Below are 25,726 nucleotides of genomic sequence, written 5' to 3' on the forward strand. Positions count from 1 at the left end.
GCTAGCGGCGGGCCAGGATGTGGGGCCCGATGTCCTCGATGGTGCGCGTTCCCGTCAGCGCCATGCTGACGTCCAGCTCGCGCTGGATGATGCTCAATGCGGCATCGACCCCGGGGCGTCCCATCGCGCCTAGGCCGTACAGGAAGGCACGGCCGATCATCGCGCCGCGCGCGCCTAGCGCCAGCGCCTTGAGCACGTCCTGGCCGCTGCGCACGCCACCGTCGAAGAGCACTTCGGTTTTATGGCCGACGGCGTCCACGACCGCCGGCAGGGCGGCGATGGAGGAGAGCGCCCCGTCGAGCTGGCGACCTCCGTGATTGCTGACCACGATCGCATCGGCGCCGCAAGAGACGGCCATGCGCGCGTCTTCCGGATCCAGGATGCCTTTCATGATGAGCTTGCCGCCCCACTGCGCCTTGATCCATTCCACGTCCTTCCAGCACAACGTCGGATCGAACTGGCGGGCGGTCCAGCGCGCGAGGCTGTTGATGCCCTCGGCGTCCTTGACATGGCCGGCAAGGTTGCCGAAGGTCTTGCGCTTGGAGCCGAGCATGCGCAGCGCCCATCCGGGCTTGGTCGCGAGGTCCAACAGGTTTGCCAGGCTGGGGCGAAGCGGCACGGTCATGCCGTTTTTCAGGTCTTTGTGGCGCTGGCCCAGGATTTGCAGATCGAGCGTCAGCACGAGGGCCGAGCACTTGGCCGCCTTCGCGCGCTGAATCAGCGACGCGATGAACTCGCGGTCGCGCATCACGTACAGCTGGAACCAGAAAGGCTTGGTCGTGGCCGCCGCCACGTCTTCGATGGAGCAAATGCTCATCGTGGACAGGGTGAACGGAATGCCGAAGTTTTCTGCGGCCTGGGCACCCAGGATTTCGCCGTCGGCCCATTGCATGCCGGCGAGGCCCGTGGGGGCGATGGCCACCGGCATACTGACTTCCTGGCCAAGCAGCGTGGTTTTGGTGGAGCGTTCGTCGACGTTGATCGCGACGCGCTGGCGCAGTTTGATGGCCGCTAGATCTTCCGAGTTGGCGCGATAGGTGCTTTCGGTGTAGGAACCGCTATCGGCGTAGTCGTAGAAAGCGCGGGGCACGCGCCTCTTGGCGAGTTGCCGGAGGTCTTCGATGCAGGTGATGACAGGCATGGAATTCGAGGGATCAGAATGGGCGGCGCGAGGTCGCCCGTGCCCTCTATTGTGCTACAGATGAGCACTCGCGGGGATTGTCGCGTCAGCCCCTCGACATCGCGCAGGTATGAAAGGTGCTGCGGCCGCCGCGGCGGGTAGCGGGCTCGGGTCGGCCGGGTGGCCGGGCATGACGGTGGGTTTTCGGTTCGCGGTCGATCGATGGAGTTGTCATGAAAAGCGAGCGCTTGGCGGAGGTGACATGGACACCTTCGATGCTTTTTCGCTGGGCTGGCTGGTTGCTGGGCCTCGCATTGGGCGGATTTTTCGATGGCATTCTCCTGCACCAGATCCTGCAGTGGCATCACTTGCTCAGCGGGGTGGAGGGCGCACCATGGACCGATTTGCGTGCGCAGGTCTTGGCAGACGGCCTTTTCCACTTGGTGTTGTACATCGTTGCTATAGCCGGTTTGTGGGCGTTGTGGCGAACCCGCACGCAATACGGGTTGCCTGGAGCCGGAAGGTCGTTGTGGGCAGATGTGCTGATCGGGTTCGGAGCCTGGCACGTGGCAGACGCCGTGCTGTCCCATTGGGTGTTGGGTATCCATCGCATACGCATGGATGCCGCGAATCCGCTGCTCTGGGACGTGGCGTGGCTGGCGGTATTCGGCGCCGGGGCGCTGGCTGTTGCCTATTGGTTGCGACGGCATCGAGGAGGCGGGACGCCCCGCAACGGGCGCGCGGGCTGCACGGCGCTGTTCGCTGCCGTAGTCATCACCATGGCTTGGTCGATGCGCTCGTCTCCCGAGGCAAACGCCGTCCTAGTGATGTTCAAGCCCGGCGTGGCCGCACCGGAGGCGTTGATGGCGTTGGCGAGGATCGATGCGACGCTCTTGTGGAGCGATGCTTCCGGGCAGCTCTGGGCAGTCAGGCCGGGCGCAGGGCATCGCGCCTCGGCGCATTACCGCCACGGAGCATGGTGGGTAAGCGGAACGCTGGTGCCGGCGGCTTGTCTCGGCTGGTTCAAGGCGTGAAGCCTACGCAGGCCGCGGCGTGGAAGGGATGGCGCATCGGCGCTTCGCGAGCGAAGGTCGATGCATTGAGCGCTCAGCGAAGGAGCTTATCCAGCGCCTCGTCGATGGACGGGGGTTCGGATGCGCCTTTGTAGACGTCCAGCCGCCGGTAGATGTCGGCCGCCGCGAGATGAAAGCCCGGGGGCAGCCCCGCCGCTTCGAAGGTGGCGGCGATCTCTTCCATTTCGCCGACCCAGCGCCAGGCCTTCTCCGCCTTTTGGGCGACCTCTTCCGAACGGGCCGGCGTCTGCGGGCTCGATTGGTGCCATTCGGCCAGCAGCGCGGCTTCTACGCCCTGGTGGCGGGCCAGCGCCCGGATGCCCGCGAGCAAAGCCGTCGACCCCTTGCTCCAGGCGGCATAACAGATCTTGAGCGCCGAGGCGGCGCCCGGCGGGCCGTCTAGCGCGATGGCGCCCAGGGCGCTGCCGGCGAACAGCGCGGCGGCTTCGGCTGCGCGGTTCCCGGAAAGATAAAGGCGCGTGGTGCCGGGCTTGCGCGGCGGAAGGCCAATGATGCCGCCATCCACGAAATCTGCACCGGCGGCGCGTACCGTTTCTTCGATCTCGCGGGCCGTAGCGGGAGAGACGGCATTGGCATCGATGAACAGGCCCCCGTATTTGTGCTCGGCCACGGCTTGTGCCAGCTCGAGCGCATTGTGCGGGGGACAGACCGAAATGGCGATCTCTGCTTCGCCCAGCGCCATCTCGAGGCTGAGCGCGTCTTCCAAACGGGCCTCGCGCGCGCGGGCGGCGCTCGCGGCGCTGCGGCCGGCGGAACACCAGAGCACGCGGTGCCCGCGTGATACCAGGCAGGCGCCCAGGGCCGCGCCCATGGCGCCGGGGTGAAGGAGAGCGATGGTACGACTCGACATGGCAGGTCCTCGATGCAGGGAAAGCAGGCGAGACGCCGTTGGACGGGATGGCTGACATGTTACCGCCGGAAGGCCCTGCGCGGCGGCCGGTCGCTAAAATGGGGCGGTTCCTTTGCCAGTGAGGGGCCGCCATGAACGACTCCCAGCACAAACTATCCATGACGATTCTCATGACGCCCGACATGGCGAACTTCTCGGGCAATGTTCACGGCGGCACCATTCTCAAGTACCTGGACCAGGTCGCCTACGCCTGCGCCAGTCGCTATGCGGGATGCTACGTCGTGACGCTGTCGGTGGACCAGGTCGTGTTCCGCCAACCCATACACGTCGGCGAGCTGGTGACCTTCTACGCCTCGGTCAATTACACCGGCCGGACTTCCATGGAGATCGGGATCAAGGTCGTGACGGAAGACATCCGGACCAAGACCGTGCGCCACGCCAACAGCTGCTACTTCACCATGGTGGCGGTCGACGATGCAGGCGTCCCGGTGCCGGTACCGCCGCTAGAACCCCAGACCGAAGAAGAGCGCCAGCGTTTCGAGGCTGCCCAGCTGCGGCGCCAGTTGCGGCAGGAAATGGAGAAGCGGCACCAGGCGATCAAGGTGCGCACCGGGGGGTAGGGGCTTTCCCTGCGCTGCGGCTGCACGTCACCGTCGAGCCCCGAAGCGCCGCATTCAGCGCCATTTGGAGCGCCTGCCGGAATCCCCTACTATTTTCTCCTTCGAGGGTTCGTCTTGTTGGAGAAATTCATGGCTTATCGCGCGCTCGGCACTACCGGACTGCAGGTATTTCCCATCGCTTTCGGCGGCAATGTGTTCGGCTGGACGCTCGACGAGGCCGCCTCCTTCCGCATCCTGGATTCGCTGGTGGCCCGGGGGATGAATTTCATCGATACCGCAGACACCTATTCGCGCTGGGTGCCTGGCAACCAGGGCGGCGAATCGGAAACCATCATTGGCAATTGGCTCCGGCGCAGCGGCAAGCGTAGCGAAGTGATCATCGCGACCAAAGTGGGCAAGCCGGTGGAAGGTAGCGCCGGAGGGTTGTCGGCGGCCTACATCGAAAAGGCGGTGGAAGGTTCGCTGCGTCGCCTGCAGACGGACTACATCGACCTCTACCAGGCCCACGAGGACGACCAGAGCGTCCCGCTGGAGGAAACGTTGGAAGCCTTCGACAAGCTGGTACGGGCCGGCAAGGTCCGCGCCATCGGGGCTTCCAACTATGGGGCCGCGCGCTTCCAGCAAGCGTTGGACGTGAGCCGGGCGAACGGCTGGGCCGCCTACGCCACCCTGCAGCCCGAGTACAACCTGGTCGAACGCCAGGCGTTCGAAACCGAGCTCGCGCCGGTGGCCCTGAAAAACCATGTCGCTGTCATCAATTACTATGCGCTGGCGAGTGGTTTCCTCAGCGGCAAGTACCGGACGGCGGCCGACCTGGAGGGCAAGGCCCGGGGCAGCAAGGTCGGTGCCTATTTGAACGATCGCGGGGCCCGCATCCTGGCGGCCCTGGATGAGGTGGCTGCGCAATATCGTTCCACCCCCGCCACGGTCGCCCTGGCCTGGCTGCTCCACCAACCAGCGGTCACTGCCCCCATCGCGAGCGCCACATCGGAGGCGCAACTCGACTCGCTCGAGGCCGCTGCTTCACTCAAGCTGGAGCAGGACGCCCTGGACCTGCTGACCCAAGCCAGCGCTTATTAATCCATCCGCCTGCCTTTCTTCCACGCTTGGAAAGCCCTGCCGGCGCGGCAGGGCTTTTTGTTTTCGGCCGCGGCGCCTTCGCCACGCTTGCGCCCATGCGTTATGTATTGTTTGCGAAATACAAAGTCAACGAAACGCATACTGGCGGGGTCATTTTTTCGCGGGGATGCTATGGCAGACCGTGCGCGCGAATCGGCCAGGGGCGTCGCCTCGGCCCCACTATGCGACCTAGGCTTGATCGCCGAAAATGTGGTGGATACGCATCAACTCTCGCCGGAGGCGTATGTACGCCACGTCGATGCGGATCTGCCCCGCCATCCTTTGCTCGTGCGAGGGCATGCGGATGACGTGGCGTCGCTCGTTGCATCCGCGATCGAGTGTGTTGCACGCTGGCCCGGTGTAAACCGGCGCATCGTGGTGAGCGCCCGCCTGGTTGGCGAGCGGGTAGAGCTGTTGGTCGTGCACGGCAGTACGGCGAGCGTTCATCCAAGCGTTCCCATGAGCCTGGACGAATTGGGCCGGTGCGGCGACGCCTCATTTGAGAGCCTGCGGCAGCACATGTTGCGGTTGCTGATGAGGCTCGGAGCCACCTTGGTCGCTGGCCGCGACGCTGCGCTCGATGGGTTGGCCTTGTCTATCGTTTTCCCCGGTGTTTCCGGAGCGCCCTTGCATCGCCCCTATCGGAAAGCTTCCGGCGGTCGGCCTTCCTAGTCATGGTTCAGCGTGCAGCCGCCGTTTGCAGGACGGCGGCGGGGGCCTTGCGCCGTTACGCCTGGATGGGCGTGAAATTCAGGCAGTTCTCGGCGCGCCATCCGTAGAGCCATTGCACGGCGTCGTAGTACTGGTCCTGCGTGCGGCCGGCCCACAGGGAATTGCGCACCAGCCGTTCGATGCCCTTCGCGTGGTAAAGCGTGCCCATGGCGCGGGTAGAAAGTACGACGCGCGCAGTACGCGTGATGCGCGAGTTTTCATAGAGGCGGAACGCGGCTTCGAGGTCGCCTTCGCAATGACGCACTGCCGCGCCAAGCGTGGCCGCATCTTCGAGCGCCATGCACGCCCCTTGAGCCAGGTATTGCGTCATGGGGTGCGCGGCGTCGCCCAGGACCGTGGCCCGGCCGCGGCCCCAGCGCAATTGGGGGTCGCGGTCGGCGGTTGACCAGCGCTTCCACGAAGTGGGGCGGTGGAGCATCTGGTGCGGGCGGGGGTGGATGCCTTCGAAATAGGAAAGCACCTCCTCCTTGCTGCCTTCCCGCACGCCCCAGACTTCCGGCTCGCGACTGTGGAAGGTGACGACGAGGTTGTACTGCGCGCCCGCGCGCAGCGGGTAATGCACCAGGTGGCAGTTCGGGCCTGCCCAGAGGACGGGCGCATTGATCTTGAGGTCTGCAGGCATGTCCGCTTCGTCCACCACCGCGCGGTAGACGACGTGGCCGGTGACCTTGGCCTCATCGCCGATCAGGATTTCGCGGATGACCGATTTGACGCCGTCCGCGCCCACGACCGCGTCGGCCGTATGGCGTTCCCCGCGCTGGTCAATGACGGTGGCCTGGCCGTCGCCGAGTTCCAGTGCCTGCACCCGGGTCGAGGTCTTGAACCGGATGAGCGGATGGACTTGCACGGCTTCCAGGATAGAGAGGTGGATGTCGGCCCGGTGGATGACGGCGTAAGGATTGCCGAAGCGCTTGCGGAACGCGTCGCCGACTTCGAAGCTGCCGACTTCCGTGGCGTCTACGGCGTCCATCATGATCAACCGTTCGGTGAAGACTGCGCGCCGGCGGGCCGCTTCGCCGACGCCGAGCGCGTCCAGCGCTGCGAATGCGTTGGGGCCGAGTTGGATGCCGGCCCCGATTTCACCGATGGTCGGGGCCTGCTCCAGCAGCTCCACCGCGACGCCTTCCTTGGCAAGCGCCAATGCCGCGGCCAGGCCGCCGATGCCCCCGCCCACCACGATGGCGGTAGCTTTGGGTTGAGTCGTCATTCTCTGTCTCCCTCGTGCCTCATGAATGGCGGCCATCTTAGTGAGCGTGCTCGCTTGACTCCATGGAAGCCTATCGATAGTCTCCATCGAAAAAATCGATTTGAATGGTGGTCATAGTTGGAGAATATCGATATCAAGCTGCTCCGGGTGTTCGATGAAATCCGGCGCACGGGAAGCGTTTCGCGGGCGGCCGAACGCATGGGCATGAGCCAGTCCACCATGAGTTTTTTCCTGGCCAGGCTGCGGGAGCTGTTCGATGATCCGCTTTTCGTGCGCACGCCTGGGGGCATGGAACCCACGCCGCGCGCCCTCGAACTGGAGGACCGCATCAGCGCCGCGCTGGCCGCCATGCAGGCCTTGCTGGAGCCGCCTGTCTTCCGGCCCGAGGCCTCGGAGCGCGTTTTCCGGCTTAGCATGACCGACATCAGCCACATCGTGCTGCTGCCGCGCATCGTCACTCACCTGCGCAAGGTGGCCCCGGCCGTGCGCATCGAGGTCCAGCGCATCAATGCCGAGACGCCGGCGCGAATGACGAGGGGCGAGGCGGATCTTTCGATCGGATTCATGCCGCAGTTGGATGCCGGTTTCTATCGCCAACGACTGTTCGAACAGGATTTCGTCTGCGTCGCCAGTCCGCGGCACCCGCGTGTCGGCAAGCGCCTTGCGCGTGCCGACTTCGCGCGCGAGGACCACGTCGACGTTTCCCCATCCACCACCAGTCAATTGATCGTCGAGCAGGCGATACGGCGCGCCGGGCTGTCCCGCCGGGTGGTGCTGCATTTGCCGAGTTATCTCGGCTTGGCAGCGGTGATCTCCCAGACTGACCTGATCGCCACCGTGCCGCGGCTGCTGGGAGAGATCGTCGCGCGCCAGGAAGGGCTGCGCATGTATCCGCCGCCGCTACCGATCGAACGTTATGGGGTCAACCAGTACTGGCACGCCCGGTACCACCGTGATCCCGGGCATGTTTGGCTGCGGCAAACGCTGGCCGATCTATTCCTGGAGAGCGGCGCGTTGCGCGCCAGGCGCGCTTAGCGTGGCGCTTGCTCGATCTTCTCGGCGTAAGGGTTCAGCATGACCACGGGCGACGTCGCCACTGCCACGCAGGGCAGGATGAATCCTTCTCGTTTTTCGTCGGCGCTCAGCCCGGGCCATTCGACGAGATAGCGCACGCTGCCGCTTTCCATTCGGGAGAAGCACGTGCGGCAGGTGCCATTGCGGCATAGCGTGGGTAGCCGAATCCCGGCGCGGCGCGCGGCCTGGAACAAGGATTCGTCATGCCTGGCGGTGAACGTCCAATGCTGCGGAACCAGCGTGACCAGGTAGCACGGCGGTTCGAAGTCGGGCGAAGCGGGACGGGGTGTGACGGACACGGTCTGGACGGGGAAGGGCGCCTGGGGGAGGTCGATGCGAGGGCGTTGCGATGACGCCGCCCCGGCGGGCGGCGCCGAGCGGCGTTAAACGGCGTCGCAGGCCTGGGCGAAGTCGCCCAGCAGGTCTTCCGGATCTTCGATGCCCACCGATACGCGGATGAGCGAATCGGCGATGTCCATTTCACGGCGCCGCTCCGGACCCATCTCCCAATAAATCGTATGCGCGACCGGAATGGCCAGCGTGCGGTTGTCACCCAGGTGCGTAGCGGAAATGACGACGCGCAGTTGGTTCTGGAAGTGCACCGGGTCCAGGCCGTCTTGCAGTTCGAAGCTGAGCAGCGCTCCTGCCCGCTTGAACAGCGCCCGCGCACGCTCGTGCTGGGGATGATCCGGGAGGCTGGGGTGGTAGACGCGCTTGACTTTCGGGTGCGCCGCCAATTGCGCGGCCAGGGCGGCCGCCGTCGAGCAGGCGCGCTCCATGCGCAGGCTGAGCGTCTCGGCGCCCGCGGCGATGCGGTGGGCCGCCTCGGAACCGAGCGTCGCGCCCATGTCGCGCAATCCCTTCTTTTTGATCTGTTGCAAGCCCTGCATGGCAGGCTTGACGCTGCGGTACGCGGGGTTGATGTTGGGATAGGCCGTCCAGTCGAACAGCCCCGTATCGGTCACTGCGCCACCGAGCGCGTTGCCGTGGCCACAGATGTATTTGGTCAGCGAGTTGATGCTCAAGTGCGCCTGGACCGACTTGGGGCGGAACAGGTAGGGCGACGTCATGGTGTTGTCCACCACGTAGAGGATGCCCTTGGCCTGGCATAGCGCGCCGATCTCGGCCAGGGCCGCGACCTGGGTGCGCGGGTTGGCGATGGTTTCCACGAAGACGAGCCGCGTGTTGGGCCGCAGCGCGCGTTCGACATTGGCGACCTCCGTCGCATCGACGAAGTCCACGTCGACGCCCAGCCCTTTCATGGTGGCGAATAGGCTGTTGGTGTTGCCGAACAGAAAGCCGCTGGAAACGACGTGATCGCCTTCGCGCAGGAGGGTAGTCAGCACCGCGGTGATGGCGGCCATCCCGGTAGAGAAGGTGACGGTGCCGATGCCGTCTTCCATGTCCGTGATCTTGGCTTCGAGCGCGGCGGTGGTGGGGTTGCCCTGCCGGCCGTACGAATATCCGGGGTTGCGCCCCTGGAATACGTCCACCAATGTCTGCGCGTCTTCGTAGCCGAAGGCGGAAGCAGTGTGCATGGGCTTGTGCAGTGCGCCGTGTTCGACGGAGCCGCGACGATCGCTGTGCAGGATACGGGTAGTGAAGCCTTCGGACATGGTAGGGGAGGAGCTATCGAGAAAGTGTGGATCCCATTTTAATCCTCGCCCGTGCGGCAGTGGCCTGGTTGCCTCGCTCATGCGCCGTTTGGGAGACAGGTTGGCGGCGATGCCGGGATGCCCGCCTCGTCGAGGCTAGGAAGCTGCGCGCCCGCTTCGGCGCGCCGCAGCCGGGCCTTGCGTTCGGCGATGTAATCCCGCGTCAGGGGTACGCTCTCCTGGCGTCGGGCGAGTTGTACCTGGAAGACGGCAATGTCTTGATAGCGGAACGCGGTCTCGGCCATCGAGAGGTAATACTCCCACATGCGCGCAAAACGCTCGTCGTACAGCGCCACGGCCTCGCTGCGCCTGGCGAGGAAGCGTTCCCGCCATAGCCGCAGCGTGCGCGCGTAGTGCAGGCGCAGCACCTCGATGTCCGTGATGACCAGCCCGGAGCGTTCGATGGCCGGGGTGAACTCCGACATGGACGGAATATGGCCGCCGGGGAAGATGTACTTCTCTATCCACGGATTGTTGAAATCCGGCACGTCCGAATTGCCGATGAAGTGCAGCAGCATGACGCCGTCGTCGGCCAGCAGTTCGCGGCACTTGCGGAAGAAGGTGTCGTGGAAACCCACGCCGACGTGCTCGAACATGCCGACCGACACGATACGGTCGAACTTACCCGTGGTCGCGCGGTAGTCTTCGAGGCGATATGCGTAGGCGTCGGGGTGGGCGGTGCGAGCCGCCAGTGCCTGGGCACCTTTCAGTTGTTCTTCGGAAAGGGTGATCCCGGTGGCGTGGCCGGCGCCGGCCACCTCGACCAGGTAGCGGGTCAGGCCGCCCCAGCCGCAACCGATGTCGAGCACGCGCTGACCGGGTTCGACCAGCAGTTTGGCCGCGATGTGGCGCTGCTTGGCCAGCTGCGCCATGTCCAGGTCTTGTTCCGGGTGCTCGAAGTAGGCGCAGGAATACTGGCGTTGACGGTCCAGGAACAGCGCGTACAGCCTGTCGTCCAGGTCGTAGTGGTGGGCGACATTGGCGCGGGCGCGGCCGGGGCGATTGTTCTGCAGGAAGCGCCGCATCGACATGCGCACTGCGTCCAGGAACCGGACGGCGGCATTGGGCGGCGCGGCGTCTGCGTCGCGCAGCAGGAGCTCGAGCACGTCGTAGATCGTGCCTTCTTCGACCACCAACCGTTCGTCCATGAACAGCTCGCCCAGGCGAAGGTCTGGGTCCAGCAACAGCGCCAGCACGGCCCGTGCATCGGTAAAGCGGATGGACGCACGCGGGGCGGTTCCGTCTCCGAAGTTCAGCCGGCGGCCGCCCGGCAGGGCCACGTCCAGCGTGCCGCGCCGCACCAAATCTTTCAGGGTCGTTGCAAGTAGGCGTTCCGAGTACGCTTGAAGCATCGTGGTTGACGCGATGATCTGACTTTACTCATACGAAGGCTGGGGAGGAACCAGCGCCAGGCATTCGATCTCCACCAACAGCTCGGGTTGGGCGAGGGCGGCCACGCCCACCAGCGTGCTGGCCGGCGGGAAGTCTGCGTTGAGATACCGTGACCGCACCTGCCGGATGGTGGCAGAGGCATCCTCGGTCAGATCGCGGACGAAATAGGTGAGCTTGACGGCGTGCGCGAGGGAAGATCCAGCCGCTTCGAGCGCGATCGAGAGATTCTCGAACACCTGGCGCGTCTGGGCAGCCAGGTCGCCTTTGCCGACGATGCGGCCGTCAGGCGCGCGGGCCACCTGGCCCGAGACGAGGATCAACCGGTCGGCCGGGGCGACGGCGACGTGGGTGTAACCGTCGGGGCGCGCCAGGCCTTGGGGGTTGATGAAGGACACGTAGGGGTGCATGAGGTCCGCTCCATGGGGTCCGGGCGAGTCCGATGATACGGCGAGATGGCCCGCAATGGGTGCCGCCGGCGCCCGGACTCGAACGGAATATTTGCCTCGAGGCTGCAGCGGATGAAAAAATGCAGGCTGGCGATGCCCGCCCGCGCGCTTCCGGCGCGCATGCATCTTCAATGGGAGTGACAATGAAAACAACGATCGATCGCCCAGTGTTCTTTACGTCTGCCGTGTTCATCCTGGCGCTCGTGACATGCGCGGCAGCGGCGCCGCAAGCGGTCGGCCAGGTTTTCGACGCGGTGCAGGGCTGGATACTGGCCAACGTCAGCTGGTTCTATATCCTGACGGTGGCCATCATCCTGCTGTCCGTCGTGTTCGCCGCAGTCAGCCGCTACGGGAACATCAAGCTGGGGCCGGACCACAGCGAACCCGATTACCGCAATTTCACCTGGTTCGCGATGTTGTTTTCTGCCGGCATGGGCATCGGGCTGATGTTCTTCGGCGTGGCCGAACCCGTCATGCACCTGATCGCGCCCCCCATGGGCGAGGCGGGCACGGTCGCGGCCGCCCGCGAGGCGATGAAGATTACCTTTTTCCACTGGGGGCTGCATGCCTGGGCGATTTATGCCGTGGTAGCGATGATGCTCGCTTACTTCAGCTATCGCCACGGCCTGCCGCTTACCTTGCGTTCGGCGTTGTATCCGTTCATCGGCGAGCGCATCCACGGCCCGTTGGGCCACGCGGTAGACGTCTTTGCCATCATCAGCACGGTGTTCGGCGTGGCGACTTCACTCGGCCTGGGCGTGGTGCAGATCAACAGCGGACTCAATCACCTGTTCGGTACGCCGGTCAGTACGTTTACCCAGATCATCCTGATCGCCGTCGCGTGCGGCCTAGCGACGCTGTCGGTGGCGAGCGGATTGGATCGCGGCATACGCATCCTGTCCGAGACCAATCTTTACTTGGCAGTGATCCTGCTGGTCTTCGTCCTGGCCGTCGGCCCGACCATTTTCCTGCTGCAGAGCTTCTTGCAGAACATCGGTGCTTATTTGTCGGACATCGTCGCCAAGACCTTCAATCTCTATGCCTATCAGCCCACCGACTGGATAGGCGGCTGGACCTTATTCTATTGGGGGTGGTGGATCGCGTGGTCTCCTTTCGTGGGCTTGTTCATCGCCCGCATTTCGCGCGGGCGGACCATCCGTGAGTTCGTCCTCGGGGTCTTGCTCGTGCCGACGGGGTTCACTTTCTTGTGGATGACGGTTTTCGGCGGCTCCGCCATTCATCTCGTGTTGTTCGAGCACCTCGGTACCCTCGCGGATACGGTCAAGGCTGACAGCTCGCTGGCGCTGTTCGCTTTCCTCGAGCATTACCCGTGGGGTCATGCGCTCTCCATGGTGGCCATCGCCATGGTCGTGGTGTTTTTCGTCACCTCCGCCGACTCGGGCGCGCTGGTCGTGGACCTGCTCGCTTCGGGAGGCGCGGAGCGGACGCCGGTATGGCAGCGTATTTTCTGGTCCGTGCTCATGGGTGTCGTGGCAGTGGCGCTTTTGCTCGCCGACGGGCTCCAGGCGCTGCAGACGGCCACGATTGCCAGCGCGCTGCCCTTCTCCATCGTGCTGCTCATTGCCTTGTGGGGATTGTTCAAGGCCCTCAAGCTCGACGCCACCAAACGCCGCATCCATTATCAATCGCTGGCGCTGTCTCGGGGCGCGGGCGGCGACGAATCCTGGGAGTCGAGGCTACGGAACATGGTGATGATGCCCAGGCGCGCCCATGTGATGCGGTACATCGCCGACGTCGTGCGCCCCTCCATGGAAGCGGTCGTGGAAGAACTGCAGAAGCTGGGTTATGAGGCGCGCGTCACCGAGGGCGAAGAGGGTGAGGTCACCTTGGAAGTCGTCCACTTGGGCGCGCTGGATTTTTTCTATTCCGTGCGACCCCGGGCTTTCGTACGGCCCAGCCTGACCGCGGCGGAGGCCGAGAACGAGGAGCAGCGCAAATATTTCCGGGCCGAAGTCCACCTGCGCGAAGGCGGGCAGGACTATGACATCATGGGATGGAAGCGCGACGCCGTGATCGGGGACATCCTCGACCAATACGAGCGGCATCGCCACTTCCTGCACGTGGCGGGATAGCGGGCAGCCGTCAGCCGCCTTCGTGCTTTTGGAGTGCCGCCGCCAATTCGTCGTCGATCTGCGCCGCGCGGGCCGCGGCCGGACGGCGAGTGACGCGCTCGACGTAGCGCTCGAAGGCCGGTCTTTTCTCGATCGTGCCGAACATCATGCCCCATGCCAGGTGGGAGCCGACGTAGATGTCGGCTGCGGTAAAACGGTCTCCCGCCACATAGGCATCGCCGGCTACTGCCGTTTCCAGCGCGTCCAGGGCGGTGGCCAGCGTGCCGTAGCCCACCATGCGTTGCTTGTCGTCTGGAACGGTCACGCCTAGCGCCCGGTTCGTCACCGCTGCCTCCACCGGCCCGGCGCAGAAGAACATCCAACGGTAGTACGGGCCGCGCAGCGGGCTCGTGGGGGGCGGCGCAAGCCCTGCCTGCGGGAAGGCGTCGGCCAGGTAGGCGCAGATCGCCGCCGCCTCGGTGACGACGGTGTCCCCGTGGCGGATGGCGGGAACCTTGCCCATGGGGTTGATCGCCAGGTACTCCGGGCTTTTCATTGAAGTCCCGTACTCCAGCACCTCGGTGCGGTACGGTTGGCCGATTTCTTCCAGCAGCCATCGGACGATGCGGCCGCGTGACATGGGATGGGTGTAGAAGATGATTTCGGCGTGCATGATGCCTCCCTGTTAATGGCCTGTGGTGCGCTCCTTGGATGGGAAGGATATGTTCGGGGTTGAATCGACGATATAGCCCAACTGGGTAATGTCTACCGGCTTGACCAAGTGCAGGTCAAACCCCGCCTCGGCAGTGCGCTGCCGGTCTTGCTCTTGCCCATAGCCCGTCATCGCAATGAAGGTCGTTTCAGCTGCCAGCTGCGGCAGGGCCTTGAGCGCTGCCAGCGCTTCGAAGCCGTCCATCCCGGGCATGGAAAGATCCATGAATACCACGTGTGGCTGAAAACTCGGTGCGAGCCGCAACGCGGCTTCTGCAGAGTAGAGGGCCTTGGCCTGGTGGCCCTTGAGCTCGAGCAGCATGGCTAGGCTGTCGGCCGAGTCCCGATTGTCGTCGAGGACGAGAATGCGCTTGCTGTCGGCAGCGCGCAAGGTCGAGCCGGAGGCCGGCCGGCGCCGGGGAGCGGGCTCGGCCAGGGGCAGCTGGACCGTGAACGTGCTGCCTTGGTGAAGGCCGCCGCTCGCCGCCGAGATGGCGCCGCCGTGCAGTTGCACCAGTGAGCGGCACAGCGTCAGGCCGATGCCGAGGCCGCTCTCGGTGGGGTTGGTGGTCCGGCCTTCCTGGACAAACAGTTGAAAGATGGCGTCGAGCGCGTGCTCGGGAATGCCTTGGCCGGGGTCGCACACCATGATCGTGGCTGATTTGGCGTCTTTGGTTGCGGCGACTTCTATGGTGCAGCCTGGGGGAGAAAACTTGGATGCGTTGTGCAGCAGGTTGTGCACGACCTGTACCAGGCGGGTCATGTCGCCCTTGACGACCAGTGGCTCGGCGGGCAGTTCGCAGGCGATGCGCTGCCGGCGCGCATCGAAGTGAAAGCGCGACGATTCGATACTGCGTTCGATGACGGTGCGCAGGTCGATCTCGGCCAGCCGCAGATCAATCTTGCCGGACGTGATGCGGCCAATGTCCAGCAAGTCGTCGACCAGGCGCGACAAATGGGAAATCTGGCGATCGATCATGTCGCGACACCGGGCCACGGTCGGACTGATGTCTTCGTCCATCTGCAGAATCCCGATCGCATTGCGCACGGGGGCGAGGGGATTGCGCAATTCATGTCCCAGCGTTGCCAGGAACTCGCTCATGCGCCGGTTGGCGAGCTCCAGCTCTTCCAGCCGCTTGCGCTCGCTCATGTCGCGCGTGATCGAGACATAACCCCGGAGTTTGCCGTCGTCGGCATAGACTGCCGTGACGGTCACGTGGGCCCAGAATAGGGTGCCATCCCGCCGTTGGCTCCAGCCTTCCTCTTCGGACCGTCCGCCCTGCCGCGCGCGCTGCAAGATATGGTCTGCGTTACTGCGCGCTAGGTCGCTGGCCGGGTAGAGCAGCGAGACGTGGGAGCCGACCGCCTCGTCGCGGCGGTAGCCGGTGATCTGGGAAGCACCGGTGTTCCAGCCCGTGATGACGCCATTGGCGTCGAGCATGCAGATGGCGTAACCCTCGACACCCTCGAGCAGGAGGCGGAAACGTTCTTCGCTTTGCCTGAGCGCTTCGGATTGTCGCCTGCGCTCGGACAAGTCCCGCGTGATCTTTGCATAACCCTTGAGCTGGCCGGAGGCGTCGCGCAGGGCAGTGATGACCACATTGGCCCAGAAGACGCTGCCGTCCTGGCGCACGCGCCAGCCGTCGTCCTCGAAACGGCCATGCGCGGCGGCTTCTTCGAGCTCGTAGGCGGGCCAGCCGCGCGCGACGGCCTCGTCCGTATAAAAGACCGAAAAGTGGGAGCCGACGATCTCATGCGCGGCATAGCCCTTGATCTTCGCTGCCCCGGTATTCCAGGTCACCACGTGACCGTTCGGGTCGAGCATGAAAATGGCGTAGTTGTCGATGCCGTCGACCAGCATCCGGAAGTTGGCGTCGGCAGCCTGCGGCGCGAGCTCCTCCGGGGGGCGGACTCCGGCTGAGTCGGCCTCGGGCCGGAGCCGGGGAGGGTCCGTGGTAGAGGAGGTCAAGGGGTTCACCTTGGTAGTACTTAGACGTCGAGTCTATACCGCCGCCGTTGGGCGCTTGTAACAAGGTGAATCGAGGCCGTCCGGGCTGGGAATCAATGGGAGGCCGTAGGCTTTCTGGGTACCCATTTCCAGAAGACGGCAGCCGCGCCCAGCCCGAGCGTGCCGATTGCCGATACGCCGACCGCAAGTGAGGCGATGGCCGTAATCCCCGCCAAGATGACCGGACCGACGCTGTTGCCGATGTCGGCGATGAGCCGCCAGATGCCGAGGAATTCGGTGCGGCCTTGGGCCGGCGCGGCATCTGCGCCCAGGGTCATGACGATGCCCGAGCTAATGCCGTTGCCGAAGCCCAGGATGAGCGAAAACAGCAGAAAGGTCGTCACGCCCGTGCTGAGCGGCGTGAGCATGAGCGACAGCCCCATGAGCAGCGCGGACGGGAGTGCGACCCATATGCGCCCGAAACGGTCCATGACCGTGCCGGCCGGGTAGAACACGGACATATCGACCGCCGCGACGAGGCCGTAAATGACCGAGGCCGCCGTTGCGCCTAGGCCGAGATGGTCGGCCCAGAGCGGGACCACCACCTGTCGCGACGAGCGCAAGGCGCTGACGAGCAGGATGCCCAGTCCAAGCGTGAGGAAGGTCTTGGCGTGGTCACGGGCGATATCTTGGACCCTGGGCTTGGCGTGGCGGTCGCTGCGGCGTTGGGGTGGCGCCATTTCGGGCGCCAGGAGGGCGATCAAGCCCGCGCCGGCCATTGCCGCCAGGCCGATCCAGTACCCACCTTGCAATCCGAGGAAATGGATGAGCGCCGCCCCGGCGAACGGGCCGACGAACACGCCTATGCGGTTGGTGCCTCCGAGCGTGGAGAGCGCCCGTGCCCGCATGTATGCCGGCACGGCGTCCATCAGATAGGTCTGGCGCGCGAGCAGGAACACCGACGCCGCCACGCCCACCAGGAATACGCCGGTGGCCAGCATCCACACGTGGACCGCGAAGATGCAGAGCACTAGCGACACGACGCTGAGGGCGGCGGCGCCCACCATGGAGCGCTTTTCGCCGTAGCGCGAGGTGATCAATGCGGCCGGAATGTTACTGACCAGGGAACCGATGCCGATGAGGGAGACGATGAGTCCGGACAGCGCCACCGAAGCGTCGAGTTCGCGCGCGCTCAGGGCGATGACGGGCAGAATGGCGCCGTTTCCGATGCCATAGAGGATCGAGGGGCCGAAGGCCGGGACGGCAATTTTTCGGAGGCTAAAGGGGGTGGGGCTGCGTTCGCTGCTCGGCGTGGTCATTGCTGGGGAAAGGCGGGCGGCGCCGGCCGGCGCCGCGGTAGACAATTTTTCTATTGTCGCGCAAAACGCATGGGCCGGCAGCGGCCCCCCGGCCGCGCGGTCTGGCGGCTAGGCGATCGCGTCCCGGCTCCGGCCCCCTATGGTCGCCATCCAACTCGCGACGAACGCGCCGATCAGCATCGAGGCAAAAGCCCACAACGCGAACGCTGCGGCGGCTTTGCGCGCCGCGTCGGCCGCTTCGCGGGCACGTTGCTCGGCTTGCTGGGCAGCCTCGCGCGCCCGGTTGACGACATCTTCGACCCGCCTTTCCGCCGTGGGGGGATCGATGCCCGTTTGTGCCGCGATGACGCGTGCCGCGTATGTTCGGTCGTCGACGCTCACCTCGCCCTTGGCCAGGCTGGCCGCGATGATGCGTCCGAGTTCGGCCCGCGCGGCCTGCGGCTCGCCCGCCGGATTGGGCTGTTCCGAGCGCAGGAGCAGGTCGGCGAGGTACTCAGTCGCCATGCCCGCCCGGTTTCCTTCGCCCGAGGCGGCCTGGCCCGCCGCGGCGGCCGCGGCCGTCCCCGCGCCGGCGACGAGCGAAGCCCCGGCGCGCGCGGTGCCGGCGGCTGCCGACACGAGCGCCGAGCCGATCAACAGGCCGCTGATCGCCGCGCTCAGTGCCCAGACCAGGAAACCGTGGGCGGTGTCGCGGAAGTAAGTCTCGTCGGTATGGACGCCCACCCATTTGGTGCGCAGCCGGCCGGCGACGTAGCCGCCGACTCCGAACGAGATGATGTGGGTCACGATCATCCAGATGACGGCGCCGGTGCCCAGCGCCATCGCGGATGCGCCTTCCCCGGACCAGGGGGAGCTCGCTACGAATCCGAGCCCGGCTCCGCCGGATAGCAGCATGAAGGAGAGGGCGGAGGCGATGACGGCGCCGGCGATGACGGCGGCCCATGACACGGCGGACCCTAAAGATTCCTGGGTCCGCGCTGCGGCTGGGGTCGATACGTAAGAATTACCAACGGGCGTGGCGTTTTCCATGGCGTGGCCTTTTTTCGGATGGAAGGGCGGAGTGGCTAGTGCCAGAAGAGGGCGAGCAAGATGATGATGGGAATGGGAACGCCCAGAAGCCAGAGCAGGATGGCGCGCATAGAGGTCTCCTCGAGTCAGGAGGGCGTGGCCGCCCTCATCGGTGCGGTCGAGTGCGCAAGCCGCGTGCCCGGCCGAGCCGAAGACGTCGGGCCGCTCTCCACGGCCCGGGACGGCGCGGACGGCGCGCGACCGCGCGGTGCCGGGGCCGCGGGAGGTTTTCGCGGGGACAGGGGGTGCTAAAATCCCAACCCACATTGTGAAAGCCAAGGGCCGGGCCGTCTTGCGCGGCTACGTCACCCGGCATTCGCGAGGACGCGATCTTCCAGCGCAGCCATGCCCGTCATCCCGGGCCGCCGGCCCGAGGGCCGGGGTGCGCCGGAAAATCTCCGCTACTTCCGTAATCGAGTGGGATTCAATAAAGAATGTCTACATCGTCGAAGATCATCTACACCCTCACTGACGAAGCGCCAGCATTGGCGACGTACTCGCTGCTGCCCATCGTCCAGGCTTTCACCCGTCCCGCCGGCGTCGAAGTCGAGACGCGGGACATTTCGCTTTCCGGCCGCATCATCGCGGTGTTCCCCGAGTACCTGACCGAGGAACAGCGGATTTCGGACGACCTGGCCTACCTGGGCCAACTGGCGACCAAGCCCGAGGCCAACATCATCAAGCTGCCCAACATCAGCGCGTCGATCCCGCAGCTCAAGGCCGCGATCAAGGAACTGCAGCAAAAGGGCTACAAGCTCCCCGACTATCCGGACGAGGTCAAGAACGACACCGACAAGGAAGTCAAAGCCCGCTATGACAAGGTCAAGGGCAGTGCGGTGAACCCGGTCCTGCGCGAAGGCAACTCCGATCGCCGCGCGCCGCTGTCGGTGAAGAACTACGCCCGCAAGCATCCGCACCGCATGGGTCCGTGGAGCGCCGATTCGAAGTCGCACGTGGCCCACATGGAAAGCGGCGATTTCTACGGCAGCGAGAAATCCACCGTGATCGAGAACGCCGGCAACGTGCGCATCGAGCTGGTCGGCAAGGATGGCTCGGTCAAGGTGCTGAAAGAGAAGACGGCGGTCAAGGCGGGCGAGATCATCGACGCCGCCGTCATGAGCAAGAAAGCGCTGCGCAGCTTCCTGGAAGCGCAGGTGGAAGACGCCAAGAAACAGGACGTCCTGTTCTCGGTGCACCTGAAGGCCACCATGATGAAGGTCTCCGACCCCATCCTGTTCGGCCAGGTCGTCTCGGTCTTCTTCAAAGACGCGCTGGCCAAGCATGCCGACGTCCTCAAGCAGGTCGGATTCGATCCGAACAACGGCCTGGGCGACCTGTATGCCAAGATCAAGGAGCTGCCGGCCGAGAAGCAGGCCGAGATCGAAGCCGATATCCAAGCTGAATACGCCAAGCGCCCGCGCCTGGCCATGGTGAACTCCGACAAGGGCATCACCAACCTGCACGTGCCGAGCGACGTCATCATCGACGCCTCCATGCCGGCCATGATCCGCGAGTCGGGCAAGATGTGGGGCCCGGACGGCCAGCTGTACGATACCAAGGCCGTGATCCCCGACCGCAGCTATGCCGGCGTCTACCAGACCGTCATCGAAGACTGCAAGAAGAACGGCCCGTTCGACCCGGTCACCATGGGTTCCGTGCCCAACGTCGGGCTGATGGCCCAAGCTGCCGAGGAATACGGCTCGCACGACAAGACCTTCCAATTGCCCGAAGATGGCACGGTGCGGGTGGTCGACGAGGCCGGCAAGGTCCTGCTGGAGCAGCCGGTCGAAGCCGGCGACATCTTCCGCATGTGCCAGACCAAGGACGCCCCGATCCAGGACTGGGTCAAGCTGGCCGTGACGCGGGCCCGTGCCACCGGGGCTCCGGCCGTCTTTTGGCTGGACAAGAACCGCGCCCACGATGCGCAGCTGATCGCCAAGGTCGAGAAGTACCTGAAGGACCACGACACCAGCGGCCTGGACATCCGGATCCTCTCGCCCATCGAGGCCACCAAGCTGTCGGTCGAGCGCATCCGCAAGGGGCTGGACACCATTTCGGTCACCGGCAACGTGCTGCGCGACTACCTCACCGACCTCTTCCCCATCATGGAGCTGGGTACCAGCGCCAAGATGCTGTCCATCGTTCCGCTGATGGCGGGCGGCGGTTTGTTCGAAACCGGCGCGGGCGGTTCGGCGCCCAAGCACGTCCAGCAGTTCCTGGAGGAAGGCTTCCTGCGCTGGGATTCGCTCGGCGAGTTCCTGGCCCTGGCCGCTTCGCTGGAGCACCTGGCCGACGCGTACAAGAATCCCAAGGCCAAGGTGCTGGCCACCACGCTCGACCAAGCGACCGGCAAGTTCCTCGACGAAGACAAGTCGCCCGCCCGCAAGGTCGGCGGCCTGGACAACCGCGGCAGCCACTTCTACCTGGCCATGTACTGGGCCCAGGCGCTGGCCGCCCAGACCGAGGACAAGGAACTGCAGGCTGTGTTCGCCCCGATCGCCAAGGAGCTGACCGAAAACGAAGCCAAGATCGTGGCCGAACTGAGCGCGGTGCAGGGCAAGCCGAGCGACATCGGCGGCTACTATCGCCCCAGCCCCGAGTTGGTCAGCAAGGCCATGCGTCCCAGCGCGACGTTCAACGCCATCCTGGCCAAGCTCGCCTAAAGCCCCTTCGTGTCGCGGCGTAGGCCCGTCCTACGTCGTCGCCCGGCCTTGAGACGCCCGCCTCGCGCGGGCGTTTTCATTTCTGCGGCGCACTGCGGGAAACGCGAACTGGCACGTAATTTGGCGTCTTATTCCGGCGTATCCCGCCACCGGATTCTTGACAATGAACGCTCCGATACTGCAAACGAAGGAAACGACATGTTGAAGTCGGGGCGTGGATGGAGACGCTGGTCGGGATGGCGTTCGGATCGTTCGACGCGCGTGCTCGAACAGGCGGTGGACGCAGTCATTACCCTTGATGGGCGCGGCCAGGTCGTTTTTTTTAACGCGGCGGCGGAGCGGCTGTGGGGATACGACCGCGCGGAGGTGCTCGGCCGTGATGCCGGGATGCTGTGGCCTGCGCAGGAGGGGCGCGTGGATCCGGTCCGGGATGCGGCCTCCGGCAAACATCGCAAGCTGCAAATCGTTCGCAAAGACGGTGGCAAGGTCTGGATCCTCCTTGCGTGGACCTCGTTGCAAGAGAAGGACGGGGCATGTCACACAGCTTTCGTGCGCGACGTCACGCAGCGCCACGAGGAGCAAGAGATCCTCAATCAGACGCTCGAACAGGCGCAGGATGCCGTGGTCTGCATCGACGAACGCAACTGCATCACGTTCTTCAATGCAGCGGCGGAGCGTCTGTGGGGATACGATCGGCAGGAGGTGCTCGGGCGCAATGTGAACGTGCTCGTGCCGGATGAAATCCGCGCCGAACACGACGGGTACGTGGAGGCCAACCGCCGGACGGGCCAGGACAAGATCGTCGGCACGACGCGCGAGGTCCATACCGTGCGCAAGGATGGCTCGCCGGTCTGGGGCGCGTTGTCGCTTTCCAAGATACGGGTCGGGGATCGCATCCTCTATACCGCGTTCGTTCGCGACGTCACGCATGAGCGCGACGTCAGGGAAGTCATCAACCAGACGCTGGAGCAGGCCCTGGACGCGGTGGTGACCATCGACGGCGAAAATCGCGTGACCTTCTTCAATGCCGCTGCCGAACGCCTCTGGGGGTGCCGCCGCGAGGAGGTGCTCGGCCGCAACGTGCACATGCTGGTGCCCAGTGCCATCCGGGCGCAGCACGATGCCTACGTGAACGCCAACCGTCATACTGGGGTGGACAAGATCGTCGGGACGAGCCGGGACGTGCTGATCGAGCGCAAGGACGGTTCCACGGTCTGGGGGAACCTCTCCCTGTCGCGCATCCGGGTGGGCGACACGGTCACCTATACCGCTTTCGTCAAGGACATCACCCGCGAGCGTGAGGCGAGGGAAATGATGAACCAGACGCTGGAACAGGCGCTCGATGCGGTGGTGATCATCGACGAGAACAACAACGTGACCTTTTTCAACGCTGCGGCCGAGCGGCTGTGGGGCTATGCCCGGGGCGAAGTCCTCGGCCGCAACGTCAAGATGCTCGTGCCGGAGGCGATCCGGAACGACCACGACCGCTTCATCCATGCCAACCGCACCGCAGGCGTGGACAAGATCGTGGGCACGAGCAGGGAGGTCGCCATCGAGCGCAAGGACGGCACCTGCATCTGGGGGCTGCTTTCGCTCTCCAAAGTCCGCCTTGACGGGAAGATCGCGTATACCGCCTTCGTCAAGAACGTGCAGGACGAGCATGAAGCCCGCCATACCACGCGCCGCGCGATGAGCTCGGTCCTGGGCTCGAGCGAGCAGATCGGCAAGATCGTCGCCGTCATCAACGAGATCGCCGATCAGACCAATCTGTTGTCGCTCAACGCCGCCATCGAAGCCGCGCGCGCGGGCGAGGCCGGCAGGGGGTTCGCCGTCGTCGCCGACGAAGTGCGCAAGCTGGCGGTGCGATCTTCCAAGTCGGCGGGCGAGATCGACGAACTGGTCGAAGAAACCAAGGCCCGGATCAACGAGCTGGCCGACTCGCTGCAGCTGCGCGAGCAGGCCTGATCGACGCCCTGGGACTCAAGGCTGGGCGGCGTTTTCTCCGCCGCCCAATTCGCGCGCAGCCTCGCGCAGCAATTTGCCGATCTCCTCCACCTGCGGCTTGGCCCTTTCCAGCGGGGCGCCTACCGCCAGCGCATAGGGAGTGTCGAACAGTACGACCGGGACGGCCACCGATAGAGTGTCGGGCTGGTGTTCGCCGAAGTTGACGTGATAGCCGCGCGCGATGCCGTCCTGCAGCGCCTTGCGCAATTGTTCGCGCGTGGCGGGCGTCCGTTCGGTGTAGCGCACCAGGCGCAGGCGCTCGATCAGGGCTTCGCGCTCCGCCGGCGCCATGGCGTGCAGCAGGGCGCGCCCCGAAGCGGCGGCGTGCAGGGGCTTGCGCTCGCCCGGCCGGGCGGTGAACCGCACGATGCGCTCGGGCTCCGCGACCTGCAGGTAAACCACTTGGTCACCCGAACGTTGAGCCAAGATCAGCGTTTCCCTAAGGTTTTCCCGTAGGGTGTCGAGGACGGGGCGGACCCGCTCGGTCAATTGGTCGTGTTCGGCAATGGCGCTGGCTTCGTCGAACCATCGCCGCGTCAGGTAGTAACGGCCGCCGGACTGATGGGCGTAGCCCTCTTCTTCGAGGGCGTCGAACAGCGCCATGCAGTCGGACTTGGGGATGTCCAGCGCCGTCGAAACCTGCGACAGCGAGGCGGGGGTCCGCGTCTGCGCGAAATACTGCAGGATGGTCAACAAGCGCCTGGCGCTCCGCACATCGTTCGTATTCATGGCCTAGAGTCTATATGCACCGATGGGGTGGCGCCAGGCCTTGGAGCGCCGCGGGCACGACGCGACGGGCGACGCTCGCCGATTGCGCTGCCATACATATCAGCTTTGCTTTTCCAAGAACTGGGAAGCCTAGGTTCGTCTCACTATAGTGGCTCCAGCGCTGCGGCCGAATCGGCCGGCCGGCCGAGAACCATAAATCGACGGAGACGACCTTGAAACGCCCCATTGCCGCTTTGATGGGCTGCTTGACGGCCACGCTGATGCTCTTGCCCGCCGTCCACGCGCAGTCGGATTACCCCAACCGCCCGATCACCCTCGTCAATCCGTATGCCCCCGGCGGACCTGCCGATACCCTGGCACGGGAGTTGGCTTCCAAACTGAAAGAACGACTCGGCCAGCCGGTGGTCGTGGAGAACAAGCCAGGCAGCGGTGCGGTGGTCGGCACCGGTTACGTCGCCCGCGCCAAGCCTGACGGCTATACGCTGCTCATGGGGACTTCGCCGGGCATGATCGTCGGCCCCCTGATCGAGCGGACCACCTACGACGGCCTGAAGGATTTCGACCTGATCGGGCTGATCGCGAACCAGCCCGTGGTGCTGGTGGCCAACGCGAAACTGGGCATCGACTCCTTGCAGGATTTGATCGAGCGCGCGCGCAAGAACCCCGGCCAGTTCAACTTCGCTTCGGCGGGCACCGGCGGGCCCACGCATTTGGCCGGCGAAATGTTGCGCCGCCGCGCGAATATCCAGATCGTCCACGTGCCGTACAAGGGCGCCGCGCCCGCCTTGCAGGACCTGATCGGCGGCCAGGTGCAGCTTGGCATGTTGAGCGCTTCACCCGTGCTGCCCTTTGTCAAGGACGGGCGATTGAAGGCCCTGGCCTATACCGGCTCCAGGCGTTCCTCGCTCCTGCCCGATGTGCCTACCATGGCGGAAGCGGGGGTGCAGAACTGGAGCGAGGTCTCGACCTGGTACGCCCTGGCCGCGCCGCGCGGCACGCCGCAGGCTATCATCACGAAACTGAGCGAGGCGTTGACGGCGATCAACGCCGATCCCCAACACCGCAAGTTCCTTTCCGAGCAGGACGGCCTCATCGACAACATGACGCCGGCCGAGGTCACTAGCTTCGCCGAAAAAGACCTGGCGGCGATGAAGGAGCTGCTCGGCGCGTTGGACATGCTAGCGAAATGAACAATTCCGGCGCGGCGCCCGTCTCGCGCCGCACTGGAAGCAGGACACATGAAAGAATTCATTCGAGTCGACGGCCAAGGCCTCGATCCAGCAGATGCCTATCGCCTGGTCGTCGGATGTGTGGTGCCGCGCCCCATTGCGTGGATCACGACGCAAAGCCGCGAGGGCCGCGTCAATGCCGCCCCGTTCAGCTCCTACAACTATGTCGCCACCCGGCCGCCCATGTTGGCGGTGAATATTTCCACCCTGGATGGCGAACTCAAGGATACGGCCCGCAACATCCTGGACACCCGCGAATTCGTGGTCAATGTCTCGACCGAGGCGGACCTCGAGGTCATGCATGCGAGCGCGGCCGAGTATCCGCCCGAAGTGAGCGAACCCGAGGAGTTGGGCATCGAGCTCTTGCCCAGCCATCACGTGCGGGCACCCCGGATCGCCTCTACTCCCGTGCAAATGGAGTGCCGCCTGGACCAGGTCGTCAAGCTGGGCGAAGGCTACAACACGCTCTACATCGGCGAAGTCGTCGCCTTTCATCTTTCGCCGGACATTTACGACGGACGCCGCGTCAACAGCGCGGCGATGCGGCCCATCGCCCGCCTTGGCGGGCCGTTCTACGCCGCGCTGGGGGAAATCTTTCACCGGCCCATGCTGCAGCGCCAGCCCGGCGCCGAACCGCCTGAGCCGCCCGGCCGGTCGTAACGGGGCAGGTACCG

General features: G+C 65.0%; 22 protein-coding genes. 10 read left to right on the top strand and 12 right to left on the bottom strand.

The window, feature by feature from the left end; genetic code table 11:
- Nucleotide 1: 1 nt before the first annotated feature.
- Nucleotides 2–1,141, bottom strand: a complete 1,140-nt coding sequence (locus tag Q0319_RS17325) for an alpha-hydroxy acid oxidase (protein WP_299454759.1) — start codon at nt 1,139–1,141, stop codon at nt 2–4.
- Between the two features lie 212 nt (nt 1,142–1,353).
- Between Q0319_RS17325 and Q0319_RS17330 the strand changes: the two genes are divergently transcribed.
- Nucleotides 1,354–2,154, top strand: coding sequence for a DUF2243 domain-containing protein (locus tag Q0319_RS17330; protein WP_299454762.1), 801 nt, complete (start codon nt 1,354–1,356; stop codon nt 2,152–2,154).
- A 73-nt stretch (nt 2,155–2,227) separates the two neighbouring features.
- Here Q0319_RS17330 and Q0319_RS17335 read toward each other — a convergent pair whose 3' ends face one another.
- On the bottom strand, nt 2,228–3,064 hold the full coding sequence (locus Q0319_RS17335) for an NAD(P)-dependent oxidoreductase (protein WP_299454765.1): 837 nt from the start codon (nt 3,062–3,064) through the stop codon (nt 2,228–2,230).
- A gap of 131 nt (nt 3,065–3,195) precedes the next feature.
- Here Q0319_RS17335 and Q0319_RS17340 point away from each other — a divergent pair, with 131 nt between their 5' ends.
- The 3 genes from Q0319_RS17340 to Q0319_RS17350 all read left to right on the top strand — a co-directional run bounded on the left by Q0319_RS17340 (nt 3,196) and on the right by Q0319_RS17350 (nt 5,475).
- Complete coding sequence (locus Q0319_RS17340) at nt 3,196–3,684, top strand: acyl-CoA thioesterase (protein WP_296468762.1); 489 nt, start codon at nt 3,196–3,198, stop codon at nt 3,682–3,684.
- 129 nt (nt 3,685–3,813) lie between these two features.
- Nucleotides 3,814–4,764 carry an aldo/keto reductase gene (locus Q0319_RS17345; RefSeq protein ID WP_296468764.1) on the top strand — a complete coding sequence of 317 codons (951 nt, stop codon included), beginning with the start codon at nt 3,814–3,816 and terminating at the stop codon, nt 4,762–4,764.
- A 171-nt stretch (nt 4,765–4,935) separates the two neighbouring features.
- Nucleotides 4,936–5,475 (top strand): hypothetical protein, encoded by a 540-nt coding sequence (locus Q0319_RS17350; RefSeq protein WP_299454769.1) that lies wholly within the window; start codon nt 4,936–4,938, stop codon nt 5,473–5,475.
- 55 nt (nt 5,476–5,530) lie between these two features.
- On the opposite strand, the gene Q0319_RS17355 is transcribed toward Q0319_RS17350, so the two are convergent.
- The gene (locus Q0319_RS17355; RefSeq protein WP_299454772.1) at nt 5,531–6,742 is read right to left on the bottom strand and encodes a 3-hydroxybenzoate 6-monooxygenase; all 1,212 of its coding nucleotides are present in this window, start codon (nt 6,740–6,742) and stop codon (nt 5,531–5,533) included.
- A gap of 117 nt (nt 6,743–6,859) precedes the next feature.
- Between Q0319_RS17355 and Q0319_RS17360 the strand changes: the two genes are divergently transcribed.
- On the top strand, nt 6,860–7,777 hold the full coding sequence (locus tag Q0319_RS17360) for a LysR family transcriptional regulator (RefSeq protein WP_296468771.1): 918 nt from the start codon (nt 6,860–6,862) through the stop codon (nt 7,775–7,777).
- Here the strand turns inward: Q0319_RS17360 and Q0319_RS17365 are convergent.
- The 4 genes from Q0319_RS17365 to Q0319_RS17380 form a co-directional block, all read right to left on the bottom strand.
- Nucleotides 7,774–8,115 (bottom strand): 2Fe-2S iron-sulfur cluster binding domain-containing protein, encoded by a 342-nt coding sequence (locus Q0319_RS17365; RefSeq protein ID WP_299454776.1) that lies wholly within the window; start codon nt 8,113–8,115, stop codon nt 7,774–7,776. The two genes, Q0319_RS17360 and Q0319_RS17365, sit on opposite strands and share 4 nt — an antisense overlap.
- An 84-nt stretch (nt 8,116–8,199) precedes the next feature.
- The gene (locus Q0319_RS17370; RefSeq protein WP_299454779.1) at nt 8,200–9,432 is read right to left on the bottom strand and encodes a cystathionine gamma-synthase family protein; all 1,233 of its coding nucleotides are present in this window, start codon (nt 9,430–9,432) and stop codon (nt 8,200–8,202) included.
- Nucleotides 9,433–9,509: 77 nt separating this feature from the next.
- Nucleotides 9,510–10,823: a cyclopropane-fatty-acyl-phospholipid synthase family protein gene (locus Q0319_RS17375; protein ID WP_299454783.1), complete on the bottom strand. Its 1,314-nt coding sequence runs from the start codon at nt 10,821–10,823 to the stop codon at nt 9,510–9,512.
- 24 nt (nt 10,824–10,847) lie between these two features.
- Complete coding sequence (locus Q0319_RS17380) at nt 10,848–11,270, bottom strand: RidA family protein (protein WP_299454785.1); 423 nt, start codon at nt 11,268–11,270, stop codon at nt 10,848–10,850.
- Between the two features lie 170 nt (nt 11,271–11,440).
- On the opposite strand from Q0319_RS17380, the gene betT reads away from it, so the two are divergent.
- Nucleotides 11,441–13,402: a choline BCCT transporter BetT gene (betT, locus tag Q0319_RS17385; RefSeq protein ID WP_299454787.1), complete on the top strand. Its 1,962-nt coding sequence runs from the start codon at nt 11,441–11,443 to the stop codon at nt 13,400–13,402.
- A gap of 10 nt (nt 13,403–13,412) precedes the next feature.
- Here betT and Q0319_RS17390 read toward each other — a convergent pair whose 3' ends face one another.
- The 4 genes from Q0319_RS17390 to Q0319_RS17405 all read right to left on the bottom strand — a co-directional run bounded on the left by Q0319_RS17390 (nt 13,413) and on the right by Q0319_RS17405 (nt 18,307).
- Complete coding sequence (locus tag Q0319_RS17390) at nt 13,413–14,054, bottom strand: glutathione S-transferase family protein (RefSeq protein WP_296470096.1); 642 nt, start codon at nt 14,052–14,054, stop codon at nt 13,413–13,415.
- 12 nt (nt 14,055–14,066) lie between these two features.
- Nucleotides 14,067–16,061, bottom strand: a complete 1,995-nt coding sequence (locus Q0319_RS17395) for a PAS domain S-box protein (RefSeq protein ID WP_299454790.1) — start codon at nt 16,059–16,061, stop codon at nt 14,067–14,069.
- A 92-nt stretch (nt 16,062–16,153) separates the two neighbouring features.
- Nucleotides 16,154–17,359, bottom strand: coding sequence for an MFS transporter (locus Q0319_RS17400; RefSeq protein ID WP_299454793.1), 1,206 nt, complete (start codon nt 17,357–17,359; stop codon nt 16,154–16,156).
- 108 nt (nt 17,360–17,467) lie between these two features.
- Entirely contained in the window at nt 17,468–18,307 is an 840-nt protein-coding gene (locus Q0319_RS17405; protein ID WP_299454796.1) for a hypothetical protein, read from the bottom strand.
- Between the two features lie 554 nt (nt 18,308–18,861).
- Between Q0319_RS17405 and Q0319_RS17410 the strand changes: the two genes are divergently transcribed.
- Together Q0319_RS17410 and Q0319_RS17415 are read left to right on the top strand one after the other, a co-directional pair.
- Entirely contained in the window at nt 18,862–21,090 is a 2,229-nt protein-coding gene (locus tag Q0319_RS17410) for an NADP-dependent isocitrate dehydrogenase (RefSeq protein WP_296464515.1), read from the top strand.
- 198 nt (nt 21,091–21,288) lie between these two features.
- Nucleotides 21,289–23,055 carry a PAS domain S-box protein gene (locus Q0319_RS17415; protein ID WP_296464512.1) on the top strand — a complete coding sequence of 589 codons (1,767 nt, stop codon included), beginning with the start codon at nt 21,289–21,291 and terminating at the stop codon, nt 23,053–23,055.
- Between the two features lie 15 nt (nt 23,056–23,070).
- Here the strand turns inward: Q0319_RS17415 and Q0319_RS17420 are convergent, their stop codons facing one another.
- The gene (locus Q0319_RS17420; RefSeq protein ID WP_296464507.1) at nt 23,071–23,823 is read right to left on the bottom strand and encodes an IclR family transcriptional regulator; all 753 of its coding nucleotides are present in this window, start codon (nt 23,821–23,823) and stop codon (nt 23,071–23,073) included.
- Nucleotides 23,824–24,035: 212 nt separating this feature from the next.
- Between Q0319_RS17420 and Q0319_RS17425 the strand changes: the two genes are divergently transcribed.
- Both Q0319_RS17425 and Q0319_RS17430 read left to right on the top strand, forming a co-directional pair.
- Nucleotides 24,036–25,013 carry a tripartite tricarboxylate transporter substrate binding protein gene (locus tag Q0319_RS17425; protein WP_296464504.1) on the top strand — a complete coding sequence of 326 codons (978 nt, stop codon included), beginning with the start codon at nt 24,036–24,038 and terminating at the stop codon, nt 25,011–25,013.
- Between the two features lie 48 nt (nt 25,014–25,061).
- The gene (locus Q0319_RS17430; protein ID WP_296464501.1) at nt 25,062–25,712 is read left to right on the top strand and encodes a flavin reductase family protein; all 651 of its coding nucleotides are present in this window, start codon (nt 25,062–25,064) and stop codon (nt 25,710–25,712) included.
- Nucleotides 25,713–25,726: the final 14 nt, after the last annotated feature.

Origin of the sequence: uncultured Pigmentiphaga sp., from assembly GCF_937950555.1 — a bacterium.
Classification (GTDB): Bacteria; Pseudomonadota; Gammaproteobacteria; order Burkholderiales; family Burkholderiaceae_B; genus Pigmentiphaga.